General features: G+C 70.5%; 20 protein-coding genes and 1 pseudogene. 8 read left to right on the forward strand and 13 right to left on the reverse strand.

The features are described from left to right. Window positions 1–47 precede the first annotated feature (47 nt). Window positions 48–542 carry a MarR family winged helix-turn-helix transcriptional regulator gene (locus ACGFY9_RS34470; RefSeq protein ID WP_393760755.1) on the reverse strand — a complete coding sequence of 165 codons (495 nt, stop codon included), beginning with the start codon at window positions 540–542 and terminating at the stop codon, window positions 48–50. A gap of 142 nt (window positions 543–684) precedes the next feature. Here ACGFY9_RS34470 and ACGFY9_RS34475 point away from each other — a divergent pair, with 142 nt between their 5' ends. Further along, window positions 685–1,965 carry a multidrug effflux MFS transporter gene (locus ACGFY9_RS34475; protein WP_393760757.1) on the forward strand — a complete coding sequence of 427 codons (1,281 nt, stop codon included), beginning with the start codon at window positions 685–687 and terminating at the stop codon, window positions 1,963–1,965. A 366-nt stretch (window positions 1,966–2,331) separates the two neighbouring features. Then, window positions 2,332–3,027, forward strand: coding sequence for a DUF4232 domain-containing protein (locus ACGFY9_RS34480; RefSeq protein WP_393760759.1), 696 nt, complete (start codon window positions 2,332–2,334; stop codon window positions 3,025–3,027). A gap of 256 nt (window positions 3,028–3,283) precedes the next feature. Here ACGFY9_RS34480 and ACGFY9_RS34485 read toward each other — a convergent pair whose 3' ends face one another. Then, window positions 3,284–3,784 (reverse strand): CGNR zinc finger domain-containing protein, encoded by a 501-nt coding sequence (locus ACGFY9_RS34485; RefSeq protein WP_393760761.1) that lies wholly within the window; start codon window positions 3,782–3,784, stop codon window positions 3,284–3,286. 55 nt (window positions 3,785–3,839) lie between these two features. Here ACGFY9_RS34485 and ACGFY9_RS34490 point away from each other — a divergent pair, with 55 nt between their 5' ends. Next, window positions 3,840–4,520 (forward strand): hypothetical protein, encoded by a 681-nt coding sequence (locus ACGFY9_RS34490; RefSeq protein ID WP_393760762.1) that lies wholly within the window; start codon window positions 3,840–3,842, stop codon window positions 4,518–4,520. Between the two features lie 471 nt (window positions 4,521–4,991). Continuing rightward, window positions 4,992–5,135 (forward strand): annotated as a pseudogene (locus tag ACGFY9_RS34495) (alpha/beta hydrolase); the annotation flags it as partial. Window positions 5,136–5,144: 9 nt separating this feature from the next. Here ACGFY9_RS34495 and ACGFY9_RS34500 read toward each other — a convergent pair. The 3 genes from ACGFY9_RS34500 to ACGFY9_RS34510 all read right to left on the reverse strand — a co-directional run bounded on the left by ACGFY9_RS34500 (window position 5,145) and on the right by ACGFY9_RS34510 (window position 9,495). After that, the gene (locus ACGFY9_RS34500) at window positions 5,145–5,801 is read right to left on the reverse strand and encodes a response regulator (protein WP_393760764.1); all 657 of its coding nucleotides are present in this window, start codon (window positions 5,799–5,801) and stop codon (window positions 5,145–5,147) included. Then, window positions 5,798–7,114 (reverse strand): sensor histidine kinase, encoded by a 1,317-nt coding sequence (locus tag ACGFY9_RS34505; protein ID WP_393760766.1) that lies wholly within the window; start codon window positions 7,112–7,114, stop codon window positions 5,798–5,800. Before ACGFY9_RS34505 ends, ACGFY9_RS34500 begins: the two co-directional genes overlap by 4 nt. Window positions 7,115–7,257: 143 nt before the next feature. Beyond that, the gene (locus tag ACGFY9_RS34510; protein WP_393760768.1) at window positions 7,258–9,495 is read right to left on the reverse strand and encodes an MMPL family transporter; all 2,238 of its coding nucleotides are present in this window, start codon (window positions 9,493–9,495) and stop codon (window positions 7,258–7,260) included. A 282-nt stretch (window positions 9,496–9,777) separates the two neighbouring features. Between ACGFY9_RS34510 and ACGFY9_RS34515 the strand changes: the two genes are divergently transcribed. Beyond that, window positions 9,778–11,280 (forward strand): protein kinase, encoded by a 1,503-nt coding sequence (locus ACGFY9_RS34515; RefSeq protein WP_393760770.1) that lies wholly within the window; start codon window positions 9,778–9,780, stop codon window positions 11,278–11,280. Between the two features lie 9 nt (window positions 11,281–11,289). On the opposite strand, the gene ACGFY9_RS34520 is transcribed toward ACGFY9_RS34515, so the two are convergent. From ACGFY9_RS34520 to ACGFY9_RS34540, 5 genes are all read right to left on the reverse strand, one after another. After that, a complete protein-coding gene (locus tag ACGFY9_RS34520; RefSeq protein WP_393760976.1) occupies window positions 11,290–11,964 on the reverse strand; it encodes an MBL fold metallo-hydrolase in 675 nt (224 codons plus the stop codon). Continuing rightward, a complete protein-coding gene (locus ACGFY9_RS34525) occupies window positions 11,883–12,248 on the reverse strand; it encodes a hypothetical protein (protein ID WP_393760772.1) in 366 nt (121 codons plus the stop codon). Before ACGFY9_RS34525 ends, ACGFY9_RS34520 begins: the two co-directional genes overlap by 82 nt. After that, the gene (locus ACGFY9_RS34530) at window positions 12,245–12,442 is read right to left on the reverse strand and encodes a hypothetical protein (protein WP_393760774.1); all 198 of its coding nucleotides are present in this window, start codon (window positions 12,440–12,442) and stop codon (window positions 12,245–12,247) included. Before ACGFY9_RS34530 ends, ACGFY9_RS34525 begins: the two co-directional genes overlap by 4 nt. A 257-nt stretch (window positions 12,443–12,699) precedes the next feature. Further along, the gene (locus tag ACGFY9_RS34535; RefSeq protein WP_393760776.1) at window positions 12,700–13,569 is read right to left on the reverse strand and encodes an extracellular solute-binding protein; all 870 of its coding nucleotides are present in this window, start codon (window positions 13,567–13,569) and stop codon (window positions 12,700–12,702) included. A 208-nt stretch (window positions 13,570–13,777) separates the two neighbouring features. After that, window positions 13,778–14,131, reverse strand: a complete 354-nt coding sequence (locus tag ACGFY9_RS34540) for a hypothetical protein (RefSeq protein ID WP_393760777.1) — start codon at window positions 14,129–14,131, stop codon at window positions 13,778–13,780. 192 nt (window positions 14,132–14,323) lie between these two features. Between ACGFY9_RS34540 and ACGFY9_RS34545 the strand changes: the two genes are divergently transcribed. Beyond that, on the forward strand, window positions 14,324–15,547 hold the full coding sequence (locus ACGFY9_RS34545; protein WP_393760779.1) for a PP2C family protein-serine/threonine phosphatase: 1,224 nt from the start codon (window positions 14,324–14,326) through the stop codon (window positions 15,545–15,547). A gap of 376 nt (window positions 15,548–15,923) precedes the next feature. After that, complete coding sequence (locus ACGFY9_RS34550; protein WP_393760781.1) at window positions 15,924–17,351, forward strand: alkaline phosphatase family protein; 1,428 nt, start codon at window positions 15,924–15,926, stop codon at window positions 17,349–17,351. A gap of 52 nt (window positions 17,352–17,403) precedes the next feature. Here the strand turns inward: ACGFY9_RS34550 and ACGFY9_RS34555 are convergent, their stop codons facing one another. Then, a complete protein-coding gene (locus tag ACGFY9_RS34555; protein WP_393760783.1) occupies window positions 17,404–18,267 on the reverse strand; it encodes a fructosamine kinase family protein in 864 nt (287 codons plus the stop codon). After that, complete coding sequence (locus ACGFY9_RS34560) at window positions 18,264–18,815, reverse strand: AAA family ATPase (RefSeq protein ID WP_393760785.1); 552 nt, start codon at window positions 18,813–18,815, stop codon at window positions 18,264–18,266. The genes ACGFY9_RS34555 and ACGFY9_RS34560 overlap by 4 nt, the downstream gene beginning before the upstream one ends. A 123-nt stretch (window positions 18,816–18,938) precedes the next feature. Here ACGFY9_RS34560 and ACGFY9_RS34565 point away from each other — a divergent pair, with 123 nt between their 5' ends. Continuing rightward, window positions 18,939–20,168 carry a PP2C family protein-serine/threonine phosphatase gene (locus ACGFY9_RS34565; RefSeq protein ID WP_393760787.1) on the forward strand — a complete coding sequence of 410 codons (1,230 nt, stop codon included), beginning with the start codon at window positions 18,939–18,941 and terminating at the stop codon, window positions 20,166–20,168. Between the two features lie 4 nt (window positions 20,169–20,172). On the opposite strand, the gene ACGFY9_RS34570 is transcribed toward ACGFY9_RS34565, so the two are convergent. Next, complete coding sequence (locus ACGFY9_RS34570; protein ID WP_393760789.1) at window positions 20,173–23,139, reverse strand: CHAT domain-containing protein; 2,967 nt, start codon at window positions 23,137–23,139, stop codon at window positions 20,173–20,175.

The raw sequence follows: 23,139 nt of genomic DNA on the forward strand, positions 1-23,139 counted from the left end.
CCTGACGCGGAGTGGGGCCCCGGGGGTGACATTTCGTCAGGAACCCTTCAATCACGGCCCACTTGGCGTTCCATGACCTCCACCAGCCGCCCCAACGCACTCAGTACCTGATCCCGATCCTCGCCCAGTCCTGCCAACAGCTGTACCTCGGCGGAGAGTTGGCGGGGAAACAGGTCGTCCACCGCCTTCGCCCCGGCCGGCGTGATGGTCACCAGCGCGGCACGCCGGTCCGCCGGGTTCGGGGTGCGGGCGATGAAACCGCGCTTCTCCAGCTTGCCCAGGGCCTTGCTGACGCCCGCGCGGGACAGGCCGAGCCATTCGGCGAGGCGGCGGGCGATCACCGGGCCGGTGGCGTGCCGCAGGGGGATCAGCATGTCGACCTCGGGGGCGGTGAGCTCGGCGCCCGCGTAGAGGGGCTCGACGGCCCGGTTCAGGAGCCCGGTGGCGTGTTTGAGCAGACCGATCAGCTCCATGGGGGAGGTGTCGAGGCCGGGATTGTGCTCGGTCCACTGTGCGCGGACATCGGCGGGGGAGGGCGACATGCGGCTCGTCTTCTCACTTCCTGGACCGGGCCTTCGTAGGCCCAGACCCGGTCCGCAGGCTTTCATGGGTCTTCACGGGCTGGCGAGGGCCTTCACCGATCCGTCATTGTTAACCGGTGAACTATCGGTTACCGTTATGGCCATGGTATCGCCGTCCCCCTCCAGTTCCGCCGCCGCGAGCGCCACCGCATCGGCCGACTCCACCGACCCCTCGCGGCGCACAGCCGTCACCCTGGTCGCCGTCCTCGCCGCGCTGACCGCGGTCGCCCCGCTCGCGACCGACATGTACGTCCCCGGTTTCCCCGCGATGGGGGACACGCTCGGGGCGAGCAGCTCGGCCGTCCAGCTGACGATGACCGCGTTCCTGGCCGGCCTCGTCGTCGGCCAGCTGCTGATCGGCCCGCTCAGCGACAGCCTCGGCCGCCGCGGACTGCTGTTCTCCGGAACGGCCGCGTTCACGGTCTTCTCCGTCGCCTGCGCCCTCGCACCCACCATCGAGGTCCTCACCGGAGCCCGCTTCCTCCAGGGTGTGTCGGGCGCCGCCGGCATGGTGCTGGCCCGCGCCGTCCTGACCGACCGCTTCCACGGGGCCGAGCTGCCCCGCTACTTCGCGGTCCTCTCCCAGATCATGGGCGTCGCGCCGGTCGCCGCACCGGTGCTCGGCGGCGCGATCCTCGCCGTGTCGACCTGGCGCGCGGTGTTCGTCGTACTGACCGTGATGGGCGGCCTGTTGCTGCTCGGCGTGGTCCGCAAGGTCCCGGAGACGCTGCCGCCGGAGCGGCGGCATGCCGGAGGGATCACCAACACCTTCCGCGCGATGGGGGAGTTGCTCGGCCGCCGTACGTTCATGGGCTACGTCCTTGTCCTCGCGTTCATCTCGGCGGCACTGTTCGCCTACATCAGCGGCTCCAGCTTCGTCTTCGAGAACCTGCACGGGGTGTCCGCCACGACGTACTCCCTGATCTTCGCGAGCAACGCCGTCGCCATGCTGATCGCCGGTGCGACCTTCTCCCAACTCGCAGGACGGGTACGGCTGAACACCCTCCTCGTGGCCGCGGTCGCCGTCGCCGCGGTGGGCGCGCTGGGCCAGGTGCTGCTGGTGCTGACCGTGGGGGAGACCCTCGCGGGCACCTGGATCACGCTGTTCATCACGGCCGGTGGTATCGGCATGGTCTTCCCGTCGACCCTGAGCATCGGCCAGGCCCTCGGGCGCAACGCCCCGGGCGCGGCCTCCGCCCTCCTCGGTGGCCTGCAGTTCCTGTTCGGCGCGCTCGCGGCACCGCTGGTGGGGGTGTTCGGCGAGGACAGTTCCCTGCCGATGGCGGTGATCATGCTGATCGCCGTGGCAGCGGCGGGAGTTGCGCTGGTGGGGCTGGCCAGGCCGTGGGAGGGACAGGGAGAACCGACAGAGTCGGCGAAGTGACTGACGACCCGTCTGGAGCCCTTCGGTTGCCGCGAGTTCGTTCGTTCTCTCGGCGGGATGAGGAAGGGGGGTGATTGGTTGTGACCGTCGAGTTACGGATCTGTCCCAACGGGCGATGGCCGCGCACGAGTTCGCGACGGCGGCGGGAACCACCGTCCCGGCTTGCCTGTGCCGCGTTCGGGCGCGTTCTGCCTGGTGGCGGTGGCCGTCGTACGCGGAGGTGCGTGTAACAGGAATGTCTTATGCGGTGGCTGTGCGGAACGGTCGACCCGGCCGAGCCGCTCTTGACGATCAGAAACGCCCGCTCGTACCGATGACCCGTACGGAGCGGCCGGCACTGACACCACCGATCCTGAGGATGAATCGATGCGCGTTCACAAGCTCACCTTCGCCGCCCTGGCCGTCGCCGCCGGTCTCTCGCTCACGGCCTGCCAGAGCGACGACGCCGGCACGGGAAAGAGTGACCCGTCGTCCGCGCCCACGGCGTCGTCCGCGTCCAACGCCTCGTCCTCGGGCGGCAGTTCGGACACGGACAGCTCGGACCAGAGCCGCGCGAAGGCCACCACGGGGAGCAGCTCCGGCGGGTCGAGTTCCGGCGGCACGGGTACGGGGGCCGGTACCGGCTCCGACGCGAGCACCAAGGCCGGCAAGTGCCGTACCGACGAGCTGGAGATCACGGCGAAGGACAACACCATCGACGGCGACCCGAACGCCACTGTCGTGGTCGAGTTCAAGAACGGCGGCGGCCGGGACTGCACGATCTCCGGGTACGCGGGCGTCGACCTGAAGACCAACGCGGGGACGGTGTCGGCGAAGCGCACCGGTCAGGAGACCTCGTCGGCCGTCCTCAAGAACGGGAAGTCGACCTACTTCCCCGTCAACTACCCGTTCAACAAGACGGGCGGCTCCGGCGTCCGCATCACCGGGCTGGTGGTGACCCCGCCGAACGAGACCAAGTCGGTCACCCTCGACTGGCCGGGCGCCGCCACCCTGCCCGTCACGAACGGCTCCGGCTCCTCCGTGACGGTCGGCCCGGTCGGCAGCGCGGGCCAGGGCGGCTGACCCGCACACCCCACCCCCTGTCAGCGTGCCGTCCGGGTCGGAAGCCCCGGCTGTCGTTCCTACGCCTCAGGGAGAGGGCGGGCATCGACGAGGTCGTCCGCCGGATGCTCGACCGGTCCGCCTGCACCCCACTCCTCAACATCCTCGCTCTGTCCGCCGTTTCGCTGCCCGCGCGGGTCCGGAGCCCGGCTGGAGGAAGCGATCGGCCGGCAGCACCGGCAGTCACCGCAGTGGAATCTCTGACCGGCTCACCCCGCTAGGAGTTCTTCGCCGCCCGGGCCCGATATGCGGCGACCGTCGTCCGGCTCGCGCACGCGTTGGAGCAGAACCGGCGGGTGCGGTTCCGTGACTGGTCCACGAAGTAGTTCTCGCACCCGGCCGCGGCGCACCGGCCCAGCGTCACCGCCGGGTCCCCGGCCGCGACCAGGGCGAGTTTGGCGGCGATCAGCTGGCCGAGCCAGCGCTTGGCCGGGGTGCCGTTGCGGCTGAAGTGGATGTGCCAGCCGTCGAGGCCGTCGTGGTCGGACAGGTGCATCTCCGGTGGATAGTCGCGCAGCAGGCGGTGCACCGCTTCGGGGACGGCGCCGTCGACCGACTGCGCCAACGCCGTGCGCACGAGGTCCGGCAACTCGCCGTAGTCGCCGCCCGAGGGCGGAGTGACCTCGTGTTCCGCGAAGAACGCGGCTACCAGTTCGCCGTGTTGGTCGAGGGTCCCGGTGTTGGCCAGCTCGACGGCCAGCCGCGCCACGTTCCCCATGTAGTCATCGTATTGCACTTGACCACCTACATCGCCGCTTCCTATTGTAGGTGTCATGGTAGCTCACAACGCCTACATAGCCCGCCGCCTGCAGCTGCTCGGGGAGTGGGACGCCGCGCTCGCCGTCCTGGCCCCGGACGATGAACCCGAGTTGCGCGCGGAGATCGCCGTAGACCGCTGGTTCTTCCGGATCGAGGGGCATGAAGAGGCCGAGAAGGCGGTCGCGGCGGTCGATCCGGCATCGCCGACCGCGCACTTGCTCACAGGGCGACTCGCCTACAGCCGCCTGCTGTTCCGGCGCGAACCCCGCGCCGACGACCGCGCCGTGGCCGAGGCCGGCTACCGTGCGGCGATCGAGAGCGGCGACGAGAAGACGCGCGCCTGGGCCGAGTACCACTGGGCCGTTCTGCTGGACAACATCGACGAGGACCCGGCCGGCGCCCTCCCGCTCTATGAGTCCGCCCTCGGTGTCGCCACGAAGTCCGGCGACGGCTACTTCGAGTCGTACATCATCCGGCACCTCGCACCGCACAAGGAGCCCGCGGAGCGGCTGGCGATGCTGCGCCGCTCGCTCAACCTGCGCGCCGCGCTCGGCGCCAGGCCCCAGGCGATCGCCGCGCAGGCTCTTCTCGCCGACAACCTTCCCGACAACGACCCCGAGCGCGCCGAGCTCATGCGGATGGTCCGCCCGGGTGTGGAAGAACTGCACATCGGCTGGCTCCTGTCCGAGGAGTGACCCAGTTCGGGCGGCGGAAGTGTCTCCTCCTCCCATGCTCGATGCCGGAGCCTGACAGGGCTGACGGAGGCGGGCCCAGGTGTCGGGAACGGTCAGGTAACCGCCGTCATCCGCCGGTTCGAGCGTGAAAGATGCCCACAATCCGTCGAATCGGTGATGACACGGATTTCAGCCCTCATCCGCCCCTACCTTCGGTCCCTCGGCGCCGAGCCCACATGGCGCCGACGCCAAGGGGGTTGGGGAACAGTGGCCGAACGGCTCTACGGGGTGGACCCGTTGCTCGACGGGTTGGTGCCCGGCCTCGTCGGGCTCGACCGGGACGGTGGCCGGCGTGACCTCGTGGAACTGCCTGACGAGCACCCCGTCATCGAACTGGTCGGCGGCCGGTGCAGCGGCAGGACCCGCGTGCTCGCGACCCTGTCCGCCGCCTACCCCCCCTCGTCCCGCTCGTGCGCGTGGACCTCGCCGCACCCATTCGCCCAGATGCTGCGGATGGCCAACGCCTACCCGGACGCGTTCGTGCGGATCGTCGACGCCGGGCACGAACTGCCCGTGGAGAAACCGGCCCGGCTCACCGCGCTGACCGGGCAGTTCGTGTCCGTGTCGGCAGCCTGAGGGGAGACCTCAAGCCGGCCGTACCAACCCCGCGTCGTACGCGAAGATGACCGCCTGCACCCGGTCCCGCGCGCCGATCTTCGCGAGGATGCGGCTGACGTGGGACTTGACGGTGGACTCGGCCAGGCACAGGCGTTCGGCGATCTCGGTGTTGCTCCAGCCCGCCGCCATGACGGTGAGGACCTCGCGCTCCCGGTCGGTGAGGGCGTCGAGGCGGCGGTCCTGTTCGGCGGTGCGGCCGGGCATGCGGTCGGCGAAGGCGTCGATGAGTTTGCGGGTCAGGCCGGGGGAGATGACGGCGTCCCCGGCGGCCACCGCGCGGATGCCCGCGACGAGTTCCTCGGGCAGCGCGTCCTTGAGGAGGAAGCCGCTGGCCCCGGCGCGCAGCGCGGCGTACGCGTACTCGTCGAGGTCGAAGGTGGTGAGGACCAGGACGCGTGAACGCCCGCCCGACTGCACGATCCGGCGGGTGGCCTCGATGCCGTCCATACCGGGCATGCGGACGTCCATCAGGACGACGTCGGGGCGGAGTTCGGCCGTCAGCCGGACCGCCTCGACGCCGTGCGTGGCCTCGCCGACGGTGCTCAGGTCGGGGTACTGCTCGATGAGCATGCTGAAACCGAGGCGCTGCAGGGCCTGGTCGTCGACGATGAGGACGGTGGTCATGCCGGGTGCTTCTCCGTCAGGTCGGGGGCGGTAGACGTGGGGAGGAGGAGGGCGCGGACGGTCCAGCCACCGCGGGAGTTGGGGCCCGCGACGACCTGTCCGCCGTAGAGCGCGGCCCGTTCGCGCATGCCGACCAGGCCCTTGCCGTGTTCGTCGGTGCCGGACGCCTTGTGCGGGCCGGTGTCCTCGACGGTGACGATCACCGCCTCCGGACCGGCCGTCACCGCGACCTCGACCGTCGTGCTCGGCGCCGCGTGCTTGAGTGTGTTGGTGAGGGCTTCCTGCACGATGCGGTAGACGGCGAGCTGAAGTCCCTGGGCCAGATGGGTGAGTTCACCCTTGAGGTGCAGGGTGGCGGCGGGGCCCGCGGCCCTCACCCGTTCCATCAGGGCGTTCAGGTCGGTCAGTCCGGGCTGGGGTGCGAGCGGGGTGTCGTCGGGTTCGTCGTCGTGGATGACCGCGAGCAGCCGGCGCAGCTCGGCCAGCGCGCCGCGCCCGCTCTCGGCGATGATCCGCAGGGTGTCCGCGCCCCGCTTCGGTTTGGTCTCGGCGAGCCCGGCGGCGCCGCCCGCGAGACCGACGATCACGGCGAGGGTGTGACCGAGGATGTCGTGCATCTCCCGTGCCACGCGGGCGCGTTCGGTCGCCGCGGCCAACTGGGCGCGCTGGTCGCGCTCCATCTCCAGCCGTACGGCGTGTTCTTGGAGGGCCTCGACGTACGCGTTCACCAGTTTTCCGGCCAGGCCCAGCGCGGCCATCGACAGGATGGCGACCACGGCCAGGAACGCCAGCACGGGGGTACTGGCCGCCTGGCTCGACCCCTTGAGGCCGTTGAAGAAGACGATCGACACGAAAGTCTGCAGGAGGTTGTACGCGACGCCGACGGCCAGCTGGCCGGGAGCCCCGAAGCGCCCCAGGTTGAGCAGCGCCACGAGCTGGGTGGCGCTCGAACCCGAGTCCACACCCAGGAACAGGCACACCTCGGAGAGGACGACCAGGAAGGCGAAGACCAGCATGGGCCGCTGCTTCCGCCACAGCAACGGCACGGTGTATCCCGCCGTGACCGCCAGCATCAGTACGAACGCGGGGCCCGAGTCCCGGGCCGCGCGTTCCAGGGCCGGAATGCCGCCGAGGGCGTAAAGGGCGGGAACCCCCCAGAGCCTGACCCGCGGATGCGCCACATCGGCCGCCCGCACCCGCCCCAGCCAGGTGAGCAGCCGGACGACCGACCGGTACTCGGAGTCGCCCAGCCGGGTCCGTCCGATCAGGTTCTCGGGCTTGAGAGGGCGGTCCGTCGTCGGCGGTGCGGTCACGGGATACACCCTCCACGGTGCAGGCGGGCCGCCCGTCGGTCCCCGGGGGGAAGGGGACCGGCGGGCGGGGACGGTGTGGTCGACAGGGGCGGCAGCCGTACGGCCGTGAACGGCGTCCTGGTGTGGATCGTACGGCCGCCGCCTCAGCTCTTGCCGGTGGCGCCGGACGACACGGGCGCCCTGCCCGGGCCGGTGGAGCCGTCGTCCGGAGTCTCGTCCAGCAGGTGGCGCAGCCGCTCGCCCTCGACGTCCACGTTGGGCAGCTTCCGGTCGAGCCAGCCGGGCAGTGCCCAGGCGCGGCGGCCGAGCAGGGTCATGACCGCCGGCACGATCGTCATGCGGACCACGAAGGCGTCGAAGAGGACGGCGGAGGCGAGGCCCAGGCCGATCGACTTGATCAGCGCCACGTCGTCCAGCAGGAACCCGGCGAACACGGAGATCATGATGACCGCGGCGGCCGTGACCACCCGGGCGCTGTGCCGGAAGCCCGCGATCACCGCCTCCGTGGGCTCGGCCCCGTGGACGTACGCCTCACGCATCCGGGTCACCAGGAACACCTCGTAGTCCATGGCGAGTCCGAACACCACACCGATCATGAAGATCGGCAGGACGCTCACGATCGGCGAGGTCTGGTCGATGCCGAACAGGTCCGCCAGCCAGCCCCACTGGAACACCGCGACCACCACACCGAGCGTGGCGAGCACGCTGAGGAGGAAGCCGAGGGCGGCCTTGAGCGGGACCAGGATCGAGCGGAAGACGAGGAGCAGCAGGACGAGGGCCAGTCCGACGACCACACCCAGGTAGGGGATCAGGGCGCCGCTCAGCTTGTTGGACACGTCGATGTTCAGCGCCGTGGTGCCGGTGACCATCAGTTCGGCGCCGGTGTCGCTCTTCAGGGCGGGGCCGCGGTCGCGGATCTCGGAGACCAGGTCGACGGTGGCCGCGCTGCTGGGCGAGCTCTTCGGTACGACGGAGATCAGGGCCACGTCACCGGTCTGGTTGAACACGGCAGGGCGTACGGCGGCGATGTCGGACATCTTGCCGAGCTGGGCGACCGCGTCCTGTGCGGCGGTCTTCGCGTCGCTGCTGCCCTGGCCGTCGACGACCACGGTCAGCGGGCCGTTGTAGCCGTCGCCGAAGCCCTTGGTGATCGTGTCGTAGGCGATGCGCTCGCTGGTGCCCGGCGAGGACATGCTGTCGTCCGGCAGGGCCAGGCGCATCGACAGGGCGGGGATGGCGAGGACGCCGAGTCCGACGACGGAGACGACCAGCATCTTCAGCGGGTTGCGGGTCACGAACCGGGCCCAGCGCACGCCCGTCGTCTCACCCTTGCCGCCCTCCTGAAGGGCACGCATGCGGCGGCTGGTGAACCGGCTGCCCATGATCCGCATCCCGGCGAAGCCGAGCACCGCGGGCAGCAGGGTCAGCGCGATCAGTACGGCGACGACGACCGCGAAGGCGGCGCCCAGGCCCATCGTGGTCAGCATGCTGATGCCGATGATGCTCAGACCGGCCAGGGCGATGACGACGGTGAGACCGGCGAACACCACCGCGGAACCGGCGGTGCCCAGCGCGCGGCCCGCGGCCTCCTCCGGCTCGTGGCCCTCGCGGATCTCACTGCGGTACCGGGAGACGATGAACAGGGCGTAGTCGATGGACACCGCCAGGCCCAGCATCAGCGCCAGCGTCGACGCGGCCGAGCTGAGGTCGAAGAACGCGCTCGCGACGGTGATGGCGGCGACCGCCGTCCCGACCCCGAAGATGGCCGTCAGCAGCGGCAGCCCGGCCGCGAGCAGCGACCCGAACGTGATGACGAGCGCCACGGCCGCGATCAGCAGGCCGATCAGCTCGGTGCTGCTGCTGCCCGCCTTCTCCTGTACGGCGTTGCCGCCCAGGCTGACCGCGAGGCCGGCCTTCTCGCCCTTGTCGGCCACGGAGTGCAGCGCCTCGCGCGCGGCGTCGGTGACGTCCGGCTGGCCGACCTTGTAGGTGACCTGGGCGTAGGTGATGGTGCCGGACTTGCTGATCAGGCCGCTCTGGTACGGGTCGGAGACGTTCGCGACCTGGGGCGCCTCCTTGAGGTCGGCGATCAGCGACTGGACCTCGGTCCTGTCGGCGCCGGAGGCGAGTGTGTGCCCCTTGGGCGCTTCGAACACCACGCGGGCGGTGGCGCCGGAGGCCGACGCCTGTGGGAACTCCTTCTCCAGCAGGTCGATCGCCTTCTGCGACTGTGTGCCGGGGAGGCTGAAGCTGTCGGACGTGCTCGTCGAGACGTTCATGGCACCGATGCCGACGACCGCCAGGGCGGCGATCCACAGCATCAGGACGAGCCGTCGGCGCCGGAACGAGAACCGGCCCAGCCGGTAGAGGAAGGTGGCCATGGGGTACTCCCACCAGGTTCGATAGAAAGTGGAGGGCCTGCGCGACCCACGCCTTCACGCTAAGAGCGGCTTTCCTCGCGTCCGCAGCACCGGGGAAGTGAAAACGGCAGGGGTGACTAGTACCGGGGTACTAGACCCTCTCCACCCTCCAGTCGAGGTGGGGGACCCTCCGGCCGAAGCGCCGTCGAGATGGCCGCCGTGATCCGCCCCACAGGATCCGGGACAAGAGCCGGTTATGGTGACCAGGCGAATCGAACGGGGACAGAACCGGCGGAGGACACCGTGTCGGACGAAGGGCGTCTCATCGCCGGGCGCTACCGGCTGACCGAGCAGATCGGCCGGGGCGGCATGGGCACCGTCTGGCGGGCCGACGACGAGGTGCTCGGCCGCCAGGTCGCCATCAAGCGGCTCCACGCCCGCCCGGAACTCTCCGCCGACGAACTCGCCACCCTTTTCGAGCGCACCCGCCGCGAGGCCCGCAGCGCCGCCCGCATCGCGCACCCGAACGTGATCGTCGTCCATGACGTCGTGGACGACGAGGGACGTCCCTGCATCGTCATGGAGTACGTCCCGGGCCCCACGCTCGCCGAACTCCTCAAGGACGGACGGACCCTGCCGTACCAGGATGCGGCCCGCATCGGCCTCGACATGGTCGCCGCCCTGCGCGCCGCCCACGCCGCCGGTGTGCTGCACCGCGACGTCAAGCCCGGCAACGTCCTCCTCGGCACCGGTGACCGGCTCGTCCTCACCGACTTCGGCATCGCCATGACGGACGGGACGTCGACCCTCACCAAGACCGGTGAGATGGTCGGCTCCATCCACTACATGGCCCCGGAACGGATCCGCGGGCTCACCCCCGGAACCGCCTCCGACCTGTGGGCCCTGGGCGCCACGCTCTACCAGGCCGTCGAGGGCCGCCCGCCGTTCCGCCGGATCACCGCGATGGAGACCGCGTACGCCATCGCCGTGGACCCACTCGAACCCATGAAGCAGGCCGGACCGCTGGAGCCGCTCATCGAGGCTCTCCTCATCAAGGAGCCCGACGAGCGGCCGACGGCGGAACAGACGGAACGGGCCCTGCAGACCGCGTGGTGGGGCGAGTCGACGGCCCAACTGGCTCCGGCCACCGCCGACTTGCCCGTCGTGGCACCGGAGCGGGAACCTGCGGGGGACTCCGGCCGCGGGCGGCGCCGGAGCCGCAAGGGGCCCGTGGTCGGGGCGATCGCGGTGGCCGCCGCTGTCGCGGCCACGGCGTTCGTGCTGAACGCGACGTCCAAGTCCGCGCCCGGGCACGCGACTTCGCGGTCCACGACGACCGCCTCAGCCTCCCCATCACCCGTGCCGGAGGGTTACCACCTCGTCCGGGACCGTCAACTCGGCGTCTCCTTCCCGGTTCCGGACGGCTGGAAGGCCGGCAAGCGGACGGCGGAAGGGGTCACCTACACGGACGAGACGGGCCTGGCCGGGCTCACCATCGGGATCGTGGACCCGGCGGGCCCCAACCCGAGCACGCACTTCGCGGACATCGAGGCCAACACCAAGGTCAACTACCCCTCGTACCGCAGGCTCCGTATGCAGCAGACCACCTTCCAGCAACAGCCCGCCGCGATCTGGGAGTTCACCTTCCGGGGCCGGGTCCGGGTGTTCCGCGCCATCGACCTCGGCTTCGGCCGGGAGGGCGGCCGCGAGTACGACATCTACCTTTCGGCGCCGGACGCGAAGTGGGACACCTACCGTCCCGTCTTCGACACGGCCAGGGACGGCTTCGTGACGAGCGCCTCGTAACTCGCGCGCTCACGCCGGGTGTTCGGCGCAGAGGCAGCCGACTCCCTTGTCGATCCAGTCCCGTTCGGCCCACTCGGGATGTCGCTCGATCATGAGTGCCCTGACCTCATCGACGATCGTTTCCTCGCTCATCGCCGAGTCGCGCCGCACCCACGTCTCGTCCCGCAGCAGCCGCAGATAGTCACGGACGTCCGCGAGCAACTCCGGCCCGCCGACTGCTCCGTGGCCGGGTACGACGACCCGCGCCCCCTCGCCCGCGAGCCGTTCCATCACCGCGAGCCAGCGCGTACCGGACACATCGGTGTCGTACGGCGGGAACCACGGGAAGATCGCGAACTGCCCCGCCTCCACCAGGTCCCCGGTGAACAGCACGCCCGCGTCCGGCACCCGCACCACCTGGTCGCCCTTGCTGTGGGCCCGGCCCGTGGCCCTCAACTGCACGATCCGGCCGCCCAGTTCGAGGTCGTACGCTTCGTCGTAGACGAGGTCGGGCTCCGGCAGGACGACACCTTCGAGCTGCCGGGCGACCGGCTCACCGAGACCCCGGAACATGTCGAGATAGCCCGCGCCTTTCACCTTCAGGTCCTCGGCCTGCGCGCGGTTCACGAGGAACGTCGCCTCGCCCGTGAACGCCTGCGCCCCGAAGGCGTGTTCAGGGTGGAAGTGGGTCGTCGTGAGGTACAGCCTGCGGCCCTTGGCGTACTCGGCGTCTGCACCAGCCAGCTGACCACCATCACCTTGACGGTGAGCCACAGCGACTGCCAGGTCGCGCTGTCGGTCAGGACGGACGTCCAGTTGGTGACGCCCGTCCAGCTGATGGAGCCCAGCCCGTCCCAGCGGGCGACGCCGAGCGCCGCCACGCCGACCAGGGGCACGAAACCGAACAGACCGAAGAGGAGCAGGGCCGGGGCGGCCATGAGGAGGCCGCTCCCTCCTCTCCGGCGCGTCGGGGTGGTGGTGATCGTCACGAGCCCGCCTTGCTCATGTTCGCTCCGAACTCCGCGGGCGAGATCTGCCGCAGGAACGACTTGTCGGTGTTGGTCAGCAGCGGGTCGGACTGGTCGGACGGCAGCGCCTGGTCCCACGAGAGCTGGAAACTCGGGGCCTTGTCCACCAGGTCGTAGACGAACGTCAGCCACGCCTTGTCGGACGACGACTTCACCGCGGCGAGCTTCGAGTCCAGGCCCTTGACCGGCGGGACGCTGCCGGAGGCGAGGTAGGCGTCGACCTGGGAGCCGTTGAGGACGTAGTTCTTCAGGTACGTCAGCGCGTCCGACTTGTTCTTGGACGACTTGTTCAGCGACAGGAAGTTCGACGGGTTGCCGACGATGTTCGCCGCGCTGCCGGCGCCGCCGGTCAGGGCCGGGAACGCGGTGTAACCCAGGTCGCCCTTCTTCAGGAAGTCCGGCGCGGCCTTGGCTATGTTGGCGTACTCCCAGGTGCCATCACCTCCATCGCGGCCTTGCCCGTGTAGAGCAGCGCGGTCGAGGCGCCCTGGTCGTAGCTGACGGACGAGGCGTTGTCGCCGAACGCGCCGGCCCTGGCCAGGTCCTGGAGCTTCTGGTTGGCCTTGGTGACCGACGGGTCCTTCCAGGCGGCGGCGTCACCGGCGGCGATGTTGCTGAACACACGGGAGCCGCCGGTACGGTCCAGCAGGTACTCCAGGTACATCAGCGTCGGCCACTTGGAGTTGGCCGCGAGAGACAGCGGGGTCACGCCCTTGCCCTTGAGCTTCTTCACGGCCGCGAGCAGGTCGTCGTACGTCTTCGGCGGCTGGACGCCCGCGTCGGACAGCACCTTCTTGTTGTAGTAGAGGACCACCGGGGCAAGGCCGTTGACGGGTACGCCGTAGACCTTGCCGTCGAAGGTCGCGCTCTGCATCACGCTGTCGGTGTACCGGTCCGTGTTCACGTCCGACGCGTTCAGGACGTCGACCTTGCCCGCCTCGACGTAGTCGTTCAGGGCGCCGCCGCCCCAGTTGAAGAAGAGGTCCGGGGCCTGGTTTGCGCCGAAGGCCACGCGCAGCTTCTGCTTGTAGTCGTCGTTGGCGAACAGCCGCAGGGTGATCTTCCCGTCGGGGTGGTCCTTGTTGTACGCGTCGACCGACTGCTTGAGGATCGTCCGGTCGTTCAGCGCCCACATCGTCAGGCCCTTCGCCGACGACGTCGTGGACGGTCCCGAGGACCCGCAGGCGGCCAGGCTCGCGGCCGCGGCCAGGGTGACCGCGGCCGCGACGACGCGTCGAATTCTCGGGCTTCCGAGATGTCCGGTGACCGGGATTCCCCGCATGGTGTGCCTCTCTTCTTTGGGCATGCCGTAGGTGAGCCAGGCAGGTCGAAAACGGAAACCGGCCCGAAAGGCTTTCGGATGCCCCACCGCTGGTCGCCTGCCTGCTGGCCGGGACACTGACACGGAATTCACACCCAGGACAAGCACGGGAAATTCCTCGGTTACGAAACACTTTCGCAGCGCCGGGGAACGCCTTTGCCCCGGAGCCTCACCTGAACTCGTGGACCAACCGGATCTCGCCGACGATGTGGGCATTGAACTCGTCCAGCTCCTCGGCCGGCACCCACAGCTCCAGAATCGTCCGGCCGCCCGCCTGCTGGACGGGATACCGGGCCAGGAACTCCGAATCCACGTCGAAGCGCGTCACGAAACCGGCGCCGTCGTGCTTGACGTTCCAGTCCCTCGCGATCCGGATCGCGTAGTCCTCGTTGAGGACCGGATAGAAGATCGGCTGCTCGGGCAGCCGGGGCGGCCACGCACGCCAGTCGAGCGCGCGGACCAGGTCCAGCTCCTTGGGGCCGGTGGGCCGCCAGAGGGTGGTCGTCGGCTGCTGGGTCGTCATCGGGGTCGCTCTCTGCGCGGGGGATCAAGGGATCGGATCGGACGCTATCGGCGCCACGGGCTCTGCGGCCACGGAGTTTCGCACCTCCGCGACCAACCTCTGCCCCGACCCGATCCCGCCGCACCACGGGTCGCTACCGCCCGATCGGTCGCGCGGGTGTTGGGATGGAGGGGGCGGCAGAAAGGGACGGTCTTGGACGGCGACGGGGTTGGCGGGGCAGAGGCGGGGGCGACGGATCGGTTCGCGCTCGCGGAGCGGGCCGTGTCCGCGATCGGGTCGACGCTCGACGAGCGGAGGACGGCGGCGGAGTGCGCGAGGTTCCTCGTCGACGGGCTGTGCGCCGCCGCCGCCGTGGACCTGTTCGCGCAGGACGAGGCGCGCCCGGCATCGCACGCCATGCTGCACCCGATGGCGGCCGAGGGTCGCAAGGAACTGCTCGACAGCCTGCGGACCGCGCCGCGCGAGGACGTCATGGTCCGCGCCCTGGACGCCGGCCACCCGATCACCACGTCCTTCACCACGAACGACCACGGTGTACTCGCGGCTCTCTCCGTGCCGTTGACCGCCTGGGGCAAGGCCTACGGCGCCCTCCTCGCGATCCGCGCCGACCGGACCTTCGGCGACGACGAGGCCGCCGCCGTGCACTACGCGGCCCGGCTCACCGCGGCTCACCTGCACCACGCCGTCGAACACCACCGCCTGCGCACCACCGCCCTGAACCTGCAACAGGTCCTGCTCACCGAACCCAGCCGCCCCCACCCCAACGTCGAGATGGCCACCCGCTACCTGCCCGCCGGCAGCGGCACCCTCGTCGGCGGCGACTGGTTCGAGGCCGTACGACTGCACTACGGCCGCACCCTCCTCGTCATCGGCGACGTCATGGGCCACGGCCTGGACGCGGCCGTCGACATGAACGCGTACCGCTCGATGCTGCGCTACGTCGCCTCGACAGACCTTCCGCCCCACCGCATCCTGCGCCAGATGGACACCGCCATGTCCGAGGAGCACAACCGCCGCCCCGCGACCTGCCTGCTCGCCCTCCTCGACCCGGACCGGGGCACGGCCGCCTTCTCCAGCGCGGGCCATCTCCCGCCCGCCGTCTTCCACCGCGACGGCGCCGGCGAACTGATCCCCGTCCCCGTCGGCCCACCCCTCGGCACGGGCCTCGCCGACTACGAGATGACCACGCTCACCCTCACCCCCGAGGACACCCTCGTCATGTTCACCGACGGGCTGGTCGAGCGTCGCGGTGAGGACATCGACGTCTCCCTGGACCGCCTGGCCCGCCTCCGGCTGCACCCCGGCCAGGGCGTCTCCCGCCTCCTCGACGACATCGTGCTGCGCCTCCACGTCCAGGAGGCGGAGGACGACGTGGCCGCGATCGCCGCCAGACTCCGCCCGAGGAATCCGGCTTAGCCGGTCGGCCCCGCCGCGGGCTGCTTCTAGGCACTTCTGGGTGCTTCTCGCCGATTCACCCGATCTTTCCGTATGGGTGTCCGTACGGCTGTCCGGACGTGAGCCACGCGCGGCGCTTGGTGAACTTCGCAATCGGGAAACGAATCGGCCACCGGAGTCTTCGGTCCCGCCGACTCATGCGAGAGGCAGCCGTCCGCCAAGGTTTGGCAACACCCAAGCAACGCCCCGATGTTGCCGGTCACGGCTTGGCCAACCCCTTTCCGCGCGTTGGCCGCAAATTCATCGCACGCCCCTGACACCCCCTACCGAATGGGGCGGAGAGTGATCCGAGGTCTGGTCCACGAGATCCCTCGAAGCTCTTCAAGAAGGGGCAATCATGGCCGAGTTGACACGTCGCAGACTCCTGGGTTCCGCCGCGGGCGCGGTGGGCGGCGCCGCGGCACTCTCCCTCCTCCCGCCGAGCGTCCAGAAAGCCGTCGCCGCCGAACCGCCGAAGAACGGCTCGCTGCGCGACATCGAACACGTCGTCATGCTGATGCAGGAGAACCGGTCGTTCGACCACTACTTCGGCACCCTGTCCGGCGTTCGCGGATTCGCCGATCCGCACGCACGCAAACTCGACACCGGGCGCAGCGTCTTCTACCAGCCGGACGCGGTGAACCCGAAGGGTTACCTCCTCCCGTTCCACCTCGACACCCACACCTCCAGTGCGCAGGCCATCCCGTCCACCAGTCACGCCTGGTCGGTCCAGCACCAGGCCTGGAACAACGGCAAGATGGACCAGTGGCTGCCGGCCCACCGCGCCGCCGACGGCGTCAACGGCCCCTATGTGATGGGCTATTACACGCGCGAGGACATCCCGTTCCAGTTCGCGCTCGCCGAGACCTTCACCATCTGCGACAACTACTTCTGCTCGGTGTTCGGGCCCACCTGGCCCAACCGGCTGATGTGGATGACGGGTTCGATCGACCCCGGCGGCACCCAGGGCGGCCCGATCATCAGCAACGTCGCCCCGACGCCCTACCGTTGGACGACGTACGCGGAACGCCTCCAGAACGCCGGCGTCAGCTGGAAGGTGTACCAGGAGGAGGACGACTACGGCACCAACATGCTGGAGCAGTTCGCGTCGTTCAAGAACGCCCGGCCCGGCTCCGAGCTGTACGAGCGGGGCGTACGCCCGCAGCCGCACGGAACGTTCGAGGACGACGCCCGCAACGACCGCCTGCCGACGGTGTCGTGGATCTGCCCCACGAGCTACCAGTCCGAGCACCCGGACTACCTCCCGGCCGCCGGCGCTGACTACGTCGCGTCGAAGATCGAGGCGATCGCGTCCAACCCGAAGGTGTGGCGAAAGACCGCGTTCATCCTCAACTACGACGAGAACGACGGCCTGTTCGACCACGTCGTGCCGCCGACACCGCCCGCGGGCACGAAGGACGAGTTCATCCAGGGCCTGCCGATCGGCGGTGGCTTCCGCGTGCCCGCCATCATCATCTCGCCCTGGACTGTGGGTGGTTGGGTCGCCTCGGAGGCCTTCGACCACACCTCGGCGCTACAGTTCCTGGAGCGGTTCACCGGCGTCGAGGAGCCGAACGTCACCGACTGGCGCCGTGACACCTTCGGCGACTTCACCTCCGCGTTCCGCTTCCGCGACGCCCGTCCGCGCTCGCCCCGGCTGCCCGATGACACGGCGGAGCAGCTGGAGAAGGCGAAGGAGGAAGTGGCGACATTGCCGAAGCCCACGCTGCCGGGCGCGGACCAGAAGTTCCCGCACCAGGAGCGGGGCCGCCGCCCGCACGTCTGACCAGCCTCCCGTGGTGAGCGGCCCTGACCGGTGTTATCCGCCCCGGCCGGTGTCATCGGGCCAGGGCCGCCCGCGCCACGGACAGTGCCTGCTCGGCGTAGCCGCGGCCGAACAACACCACATGCACCAGCAGCGGAAACAGCTGATGCAGCCCGATGCGGTCGGCCCAGTCGGGGGCGAGCGGCGTCAACTCCCCGTAGCTGTCGAGCACTTCGGGCAGGTGCGGGCAGCCGAAGAGGCGCAGCATCGCCAGGTCGGTCTCCCGGTGGCCGCCGTGCGCGGCCGGATCGATCAGCCAGACGTGTCCGTCGGCGCCCCAGAGCACGTTCCCGTTCCACAGATCGCCATGCAGTCGCGCGGGCGGCTCGGCGGGACCGGCGAGTTGGGGCAACCGCTCGCAGACGCGCTCCACCACCGACGCCTCGGCGGGCCGTAGGGTACCCGCGTCGACCGCGCGCCGCAGATAGGGCAACACCCGTTGCCCGGCATACCAGTTGGGCCAGTCGGCGGCGGGCGCGTTGCGCATCGGGGCGAGCCCGATGTACGCGTCCGTGGGGCCTCCGGGTGGTGGCGCGCCGAACGCGGGTGCGCCGGAGGCGTGCAGGGCGGCCAGGTCACGGCCGAACCGGACGGCGGCTCGCGCACTCGGCGGGCCGGTGCGGACGAGATCGGTGACCAGCCAGCGCTCGTCCGACGCACGCACCGCTGGGACACGGACCGTCCCGGCCTCCGCCAGCCAGCGCAACCCCGCCGCCTCGGCCCGTACCGCGCCGGGTGCCGCATCGCCTTTGACAATCACCAACTGCCCACCGTCGAGAGCGACTTCGGTGACCGCCCCGGACAGCGGACGCGCACTGGCCACCGCGCACCCGGTGAGCCGGGCCGCGGCCGTACCCGGATTCTCGCTCTCGGTCACGGGGCCGGCATACGACCGGTCAACGAGTCCCCGACCGACAGGCCGGACTCGTGCAGCACCCTGTCGACCGTCCCGTCCAGCGGGCTGGCCGCCGGGACCACGGTCTCGACGCCACCGGGCAGCAGGTCCAACGGCCGGTACCACTCCCGGAGTTGGTGCTCGGTGATGTCGTTGGCGTTGGGCTTCGTGGCGTGCCGGGCGAGGGTCTCTTCGAACGGCACGTCGAGGTAGTAGCAGTGCGTGCGGCCCGGGTGGTCGGCGAGCAGGCCGGCCAGCATCTCGCCGTAGTGGGCGAGGTGGAGGATGCCTTCCAGCACGGTGTGGAAGCCGTGCGCCAGGGCGTGCCGGACGGTCAGGTCGATCAGGCCGATGTTCGCGCCGCCGGGGATGTCGCGCTCGCGCAACACCTCGCGCCGGAGGACGTCCTGGCGGACCAGGGCGATACCGCGGCCGTACCGCTCACGCAGACCGGTGGCCACCGAACTCTTGCCGGAGGCGCTGTTGCCGCGGAGCACGATCAGTCGGGTGGGGGAGGGGGACGTTGTCACCGGGGCACCCTACCGAGCGTGTGGCACTGAGTGACCGGGTGAACGCAAAGTGCCCCCTGAGTCACACCCGGTCTGCTCATATCGTGGGAAAATGGTGTGATAGTGGCGATTGGTGGCAGGGCCATGGCGGACGCGAAGATCGACTATGAGGCGGTGTTCCAGGGGCTGCCCGGCATGGTGGCCCTGCTGACCCCCGACCTGGTGTACGCGGACGCCAACGAGGAATTCCTGCACATGTCCGGCCGCACCCGCGCACAGGTCGTCGGCCGCTTTCTCTTCGACGTCTTCCCCGACAACCCGAACGACCCGGCCGCCACTGGCATGCGCAACCTGGAGACCTCGCTCCGCCGCGTCCTGTCCACCGGCGAACGCGACACCATGGCCGTCCAGCGCTACGACGTCGAGTCGGCGCAGTGCCCCGGCCAGTGGGACCAGCGCTACTGGAGCCCGGTCAACGCCCCCGTGCTCGACCCGGACGGCAAGGTCGTCCTCCTCGTCCACCGGGTCGAGGAGGTCACCGAACTGATCCGGGCCCGCGGCGACTCCGGCGGCAGCCGCACCCGCGTCCTGGAGGCCGAGCTGTACACCCGCGCCCGCGAACTGCAGGAGGTCAACGAACGCCTGCGCAGCGCCCACGCCCACGAACGCGAGGTCGCCCTCGCTCTGCAGGAGGCGATGCTGCCCACCCGCCGCCAGGGCGCGGGCCACCAGATCGCCGTGCGCTACCGGCCGGCGGTCGGCTCCCTGAACGTCTGCGGCGACTGGTACGACGTCGTCGACCTGGTCGGCGGCAACCGTATCGGCGTCTCCGTCGGCGACATCGTCGGCCACGGCCTGGCCGCCGCCGGCGTCATGGGCCAGCTGCGCAGCGCCCTGAGCGCCACCTCCCGGGTCGCGGACGGCCCGGCCGAGGCCCTCGACGTCCTGGGCCGCTACGCCAACGTGGTCGACGGCGCCGAGTCCGCCACGGTGGTCACGACCTTCGTCGACTTCGACCGGCACACGATCACCTACAGCAGCGCCGGGCACCCACCGCCCGCCCTGGTCCACCCCGACGGCCGCGTCGAGTTCCTGGACCGGGCCACCGACCCGCCGCTCGACGCCCGCCCCGACCCGATGCCCCGACCGCAGGCCGGCACCACGTTCTCCCGCGGCTCCACCCTGGTCCTCTACACCGACGGCCTGATCGAACGCCGCCGCGAGGACATCGACGAGGGCCTGGCCCGCCTCGCCGACTCCCTGGTCCAGCACCGGAACACCGACCCCGAAGCCCTCGCGGACGCCGTCCTCCTCGAACTGCTCCCGCACGGGGGCGCCACCGACGACACGGCCCTGATCATCGTGCGGCTCTGACCCGTCACACCACGACGCAGGTCATGGCCGCCCACAACAAGGGCGAGTGCTCGATACGGCCGTCCGCGCGCCAGCGGTCGAGCTGCTCGCGCTGCCAGCCGCCCAGGCTCCGCACGGGGTCCTCGTCCTCGTGAGCCGTGTCCACGGCGACGATCGCCTCCGACAACGGCCGTATGGAATCGGGTAGTTGGGCCAGCCGGTGGAACGCGAAACTGGTCGGCAGGACCCAGCGGGTGGCGGTGACGAGCTCGGCGCCGTTGTGCAGCATCGCCGTCGCCAGGCCGAACGACTCGGCGAACCGCAGATCGCCCCCGCTCTCGCAGCCGATGAGGGCGACACGGGGCGGCGCGGGCCAGATCCGCGCGCCCGGTTCGCCGTCCGCGCGCAGGGGGAGCGAGCCCAGCAGCAAGTCCTTGGCCGAGAGCGGCCGGTGGGTGCGGACCGGCTCGGCCAGGCCGGAGGCGCCCGCGTCGCAGCACAGGTGCAGGGTGCCGTCCTCGCTCTGACCGCCCTCGACCGGCGCGCCGCTCACATGCCCGACGTACATCAGCCTGCGGGCGCCCTTGCGGAGCACACCGCTCAGCCAGTCCCGGTCCAGGTCCGTGCGGCGGAAGGCCTCCGCAGGGGTCGCGACGGACGGTACGACGGCGCCCGCGTCGAGACGGGTCCGGACCAGGGACAACAGCTCCGGGTCGGAGCCGGGCGGCCCCAGGACCGAGCCGAGCGGGGAGTCGGCGCGGAAGCCGGGGACACGGGGGTCGAGGACGAGAACGACCGGGCCGGTGCCGGTGTTCTGTGCTGGTGCGGGCGCTGGTCTGCGTGGTCTCAACGACGCCGGTGCGGTGGTCACGACATCCGCCAGGTCGATGAGCCGTACGTCGGTCCCGTCGTCGACGGCGAGCAGTTCCCAGGGGACCTGGGCGACCCGGGGCGAGGGCTGGATCCGTACGAGGGGACGGCCCGCCCGATCGGCCACCTGGCGTATCTGCGCGGTCAGTTGCTCCGGCCACAGAGCCTCGGCCAGCGTTCGCGCGAGTCGGTGCTCGCGTCCGTGGTCGGCCAGCGCGCCCGCGTCGAACGCCCGCCGCATGCCCTCCGCCCCGTCGCCCGCTCCCGGCAGTGCGTCGGTCAACTCCCTCACCGCCTGGTCGACTTCGGCACAGGGCCCCTGACCGGTACCGAATCCCCGGGCCCCGCCCGCCCACGTCCAGGTCATGAACAGGTCGCCGGCGTCGGCCAGTCGAACCTGGACGACCGGGCGGCTAGTCAGCTCGTCGGTGATCCAGAACGGCACCGCGTCCTCGTGCGCGATCCGCCGGTGATAGCGGAACTCGGCCGCCGCGATGTACTCCTGGAGTGCGACACGGCCCGGGCCCGACTGCGCCGACATCCGCACCTTCGGCGGCGGCGCGACCCGCAGGCCGACCGAGGCGGCGGCCTCCGCCGCGACACCGCCGAGCGTCATCGTGCCCTCGGCGTGCTCGTGATGCGCGTACGACTTCATGGCCGCGCTCGGGAAGACCGCCGCGGGGCCTTCGACCGGCTCGGCGGCGGGCGGTGTGCGGTCCAGGGCCAACGAAGCGCCCGCGCAACGGTGTTCCGCCAGTTCGAAGAGCAGACCCTGGTCCTGTCGGCGCGTCGCGAGCCGGAACACCAACTGCATCGCCTCGTCCGCGAGTTCGAGCCACTGGCTGCGGGCGTGGGCGGTCGCGAAGTCGTAGCGCGCCGCCTCCAGGGCCAGCGCGGCGGGCAGGGCGAAGGAGAGCGCGGTGTCGATGGACTCCCGCTCGTGATCGCCGTGATCGGTCCGGCTGAGGTTGTCCTCAAGAGTGCGGGCGAGCATGAGGTCGACCTGCGCGCACCGCTCGTGGATCTCCCGCTCCTGGTACACGTCCCGGGCGCCTTGGGCCAGCCGCTTCATCTCGTCGATGTCGCCCCGGCCGTACGCGTGTTGGGCACCGAGCAGCATGGTGTCGGCGGCGGCGATCGACGCGCCGAGCCGCTCGAACCGGGACAGGCTCGCCGCCAGCAGCTCCTCCGCGCCGATGGCGTCGCCGCGCCGGCCGGCGAGAAAGGCACGGGCCTGTTCGCAGACCGCGAGGTCGCCGAACCATCGCTGCTGCTCGAAGAACGCGGACGCCTCCGCGAACAGCCGTTCCGCGAGGTCGAGTTCACCCCGGTGCATCGCCGCGTACGCCCGGTGCGCGAGCAGCGTCCGCTGCCCACCGGTGTCGCCGATCGCCCGGAAGTGGTCCTCGGCGCGGGCGAAGTAGTCCTCGGCCGGGTCGAACCGTCCGGTCGAGGAGCAGATCAGCCCGAGGGCGACCAGGAGCCGCGGGACGGTCTCCACCGCCGTTGTCGGCGTGGTCGACAGCAGCGCCGACGCCTGGTCCTCGGCCGCTCCCCACTCACCCCTGTCCATCATCAAGTGCACGCGGTTCAGGCCGAGTTCGGAGGTACGCAGTCCGTCGGGGTCGTCGAACCCGGGCAGTCTGACCGCCGCTTCGTCGAGGCAGGCCAGCGCCTCGTCCAGGCGCCCGGTCCTGCGCAGGAGATCGGCTCCGGCGATCAGCGTCCGCAGCAGCATCTCCAGCCACAGTTGACGGCCGCGCGGCCCCATCGGTGCCGACGCGATGTCGTCGAGCAGGGCACGGGACCGCTTGTTGGTGTCCTCCGCCCCGGCCAGATCGGTCGCGGCGAGGTGGACACTCGTCATGTCCGCCAGCAGATGCGCCCGCAGGAACCGCACGTCGGGGGAGTCCTCGATGGACTCGGCCAGGGTAAGCAATGCCTCGTAGACAGCGATCGCTGCGGCGAGATCGGCGGCCAGGTGAAGGCGCTCGGCCTGGGCGAAGCCGCTGTCGAACGGCTCTCCGTAGAGTCGCGTCACCCTGTGGTCGGTGGGGTTCGCCTCGTCGTCCGTTGTGCGGTCCACTCCGTCGCCCACCGTGCTGTCGTCCTCGTCCGGCAT

Origin of the sequence: Streptomyces sp. NPDC048504, assembly GCF_043200035.1 — a bacterium.
GTDB lineage: Bacteria > Actinomycetota > Actinomycetes > Streptomycetales > Streptomycetaceae > Streptomyces.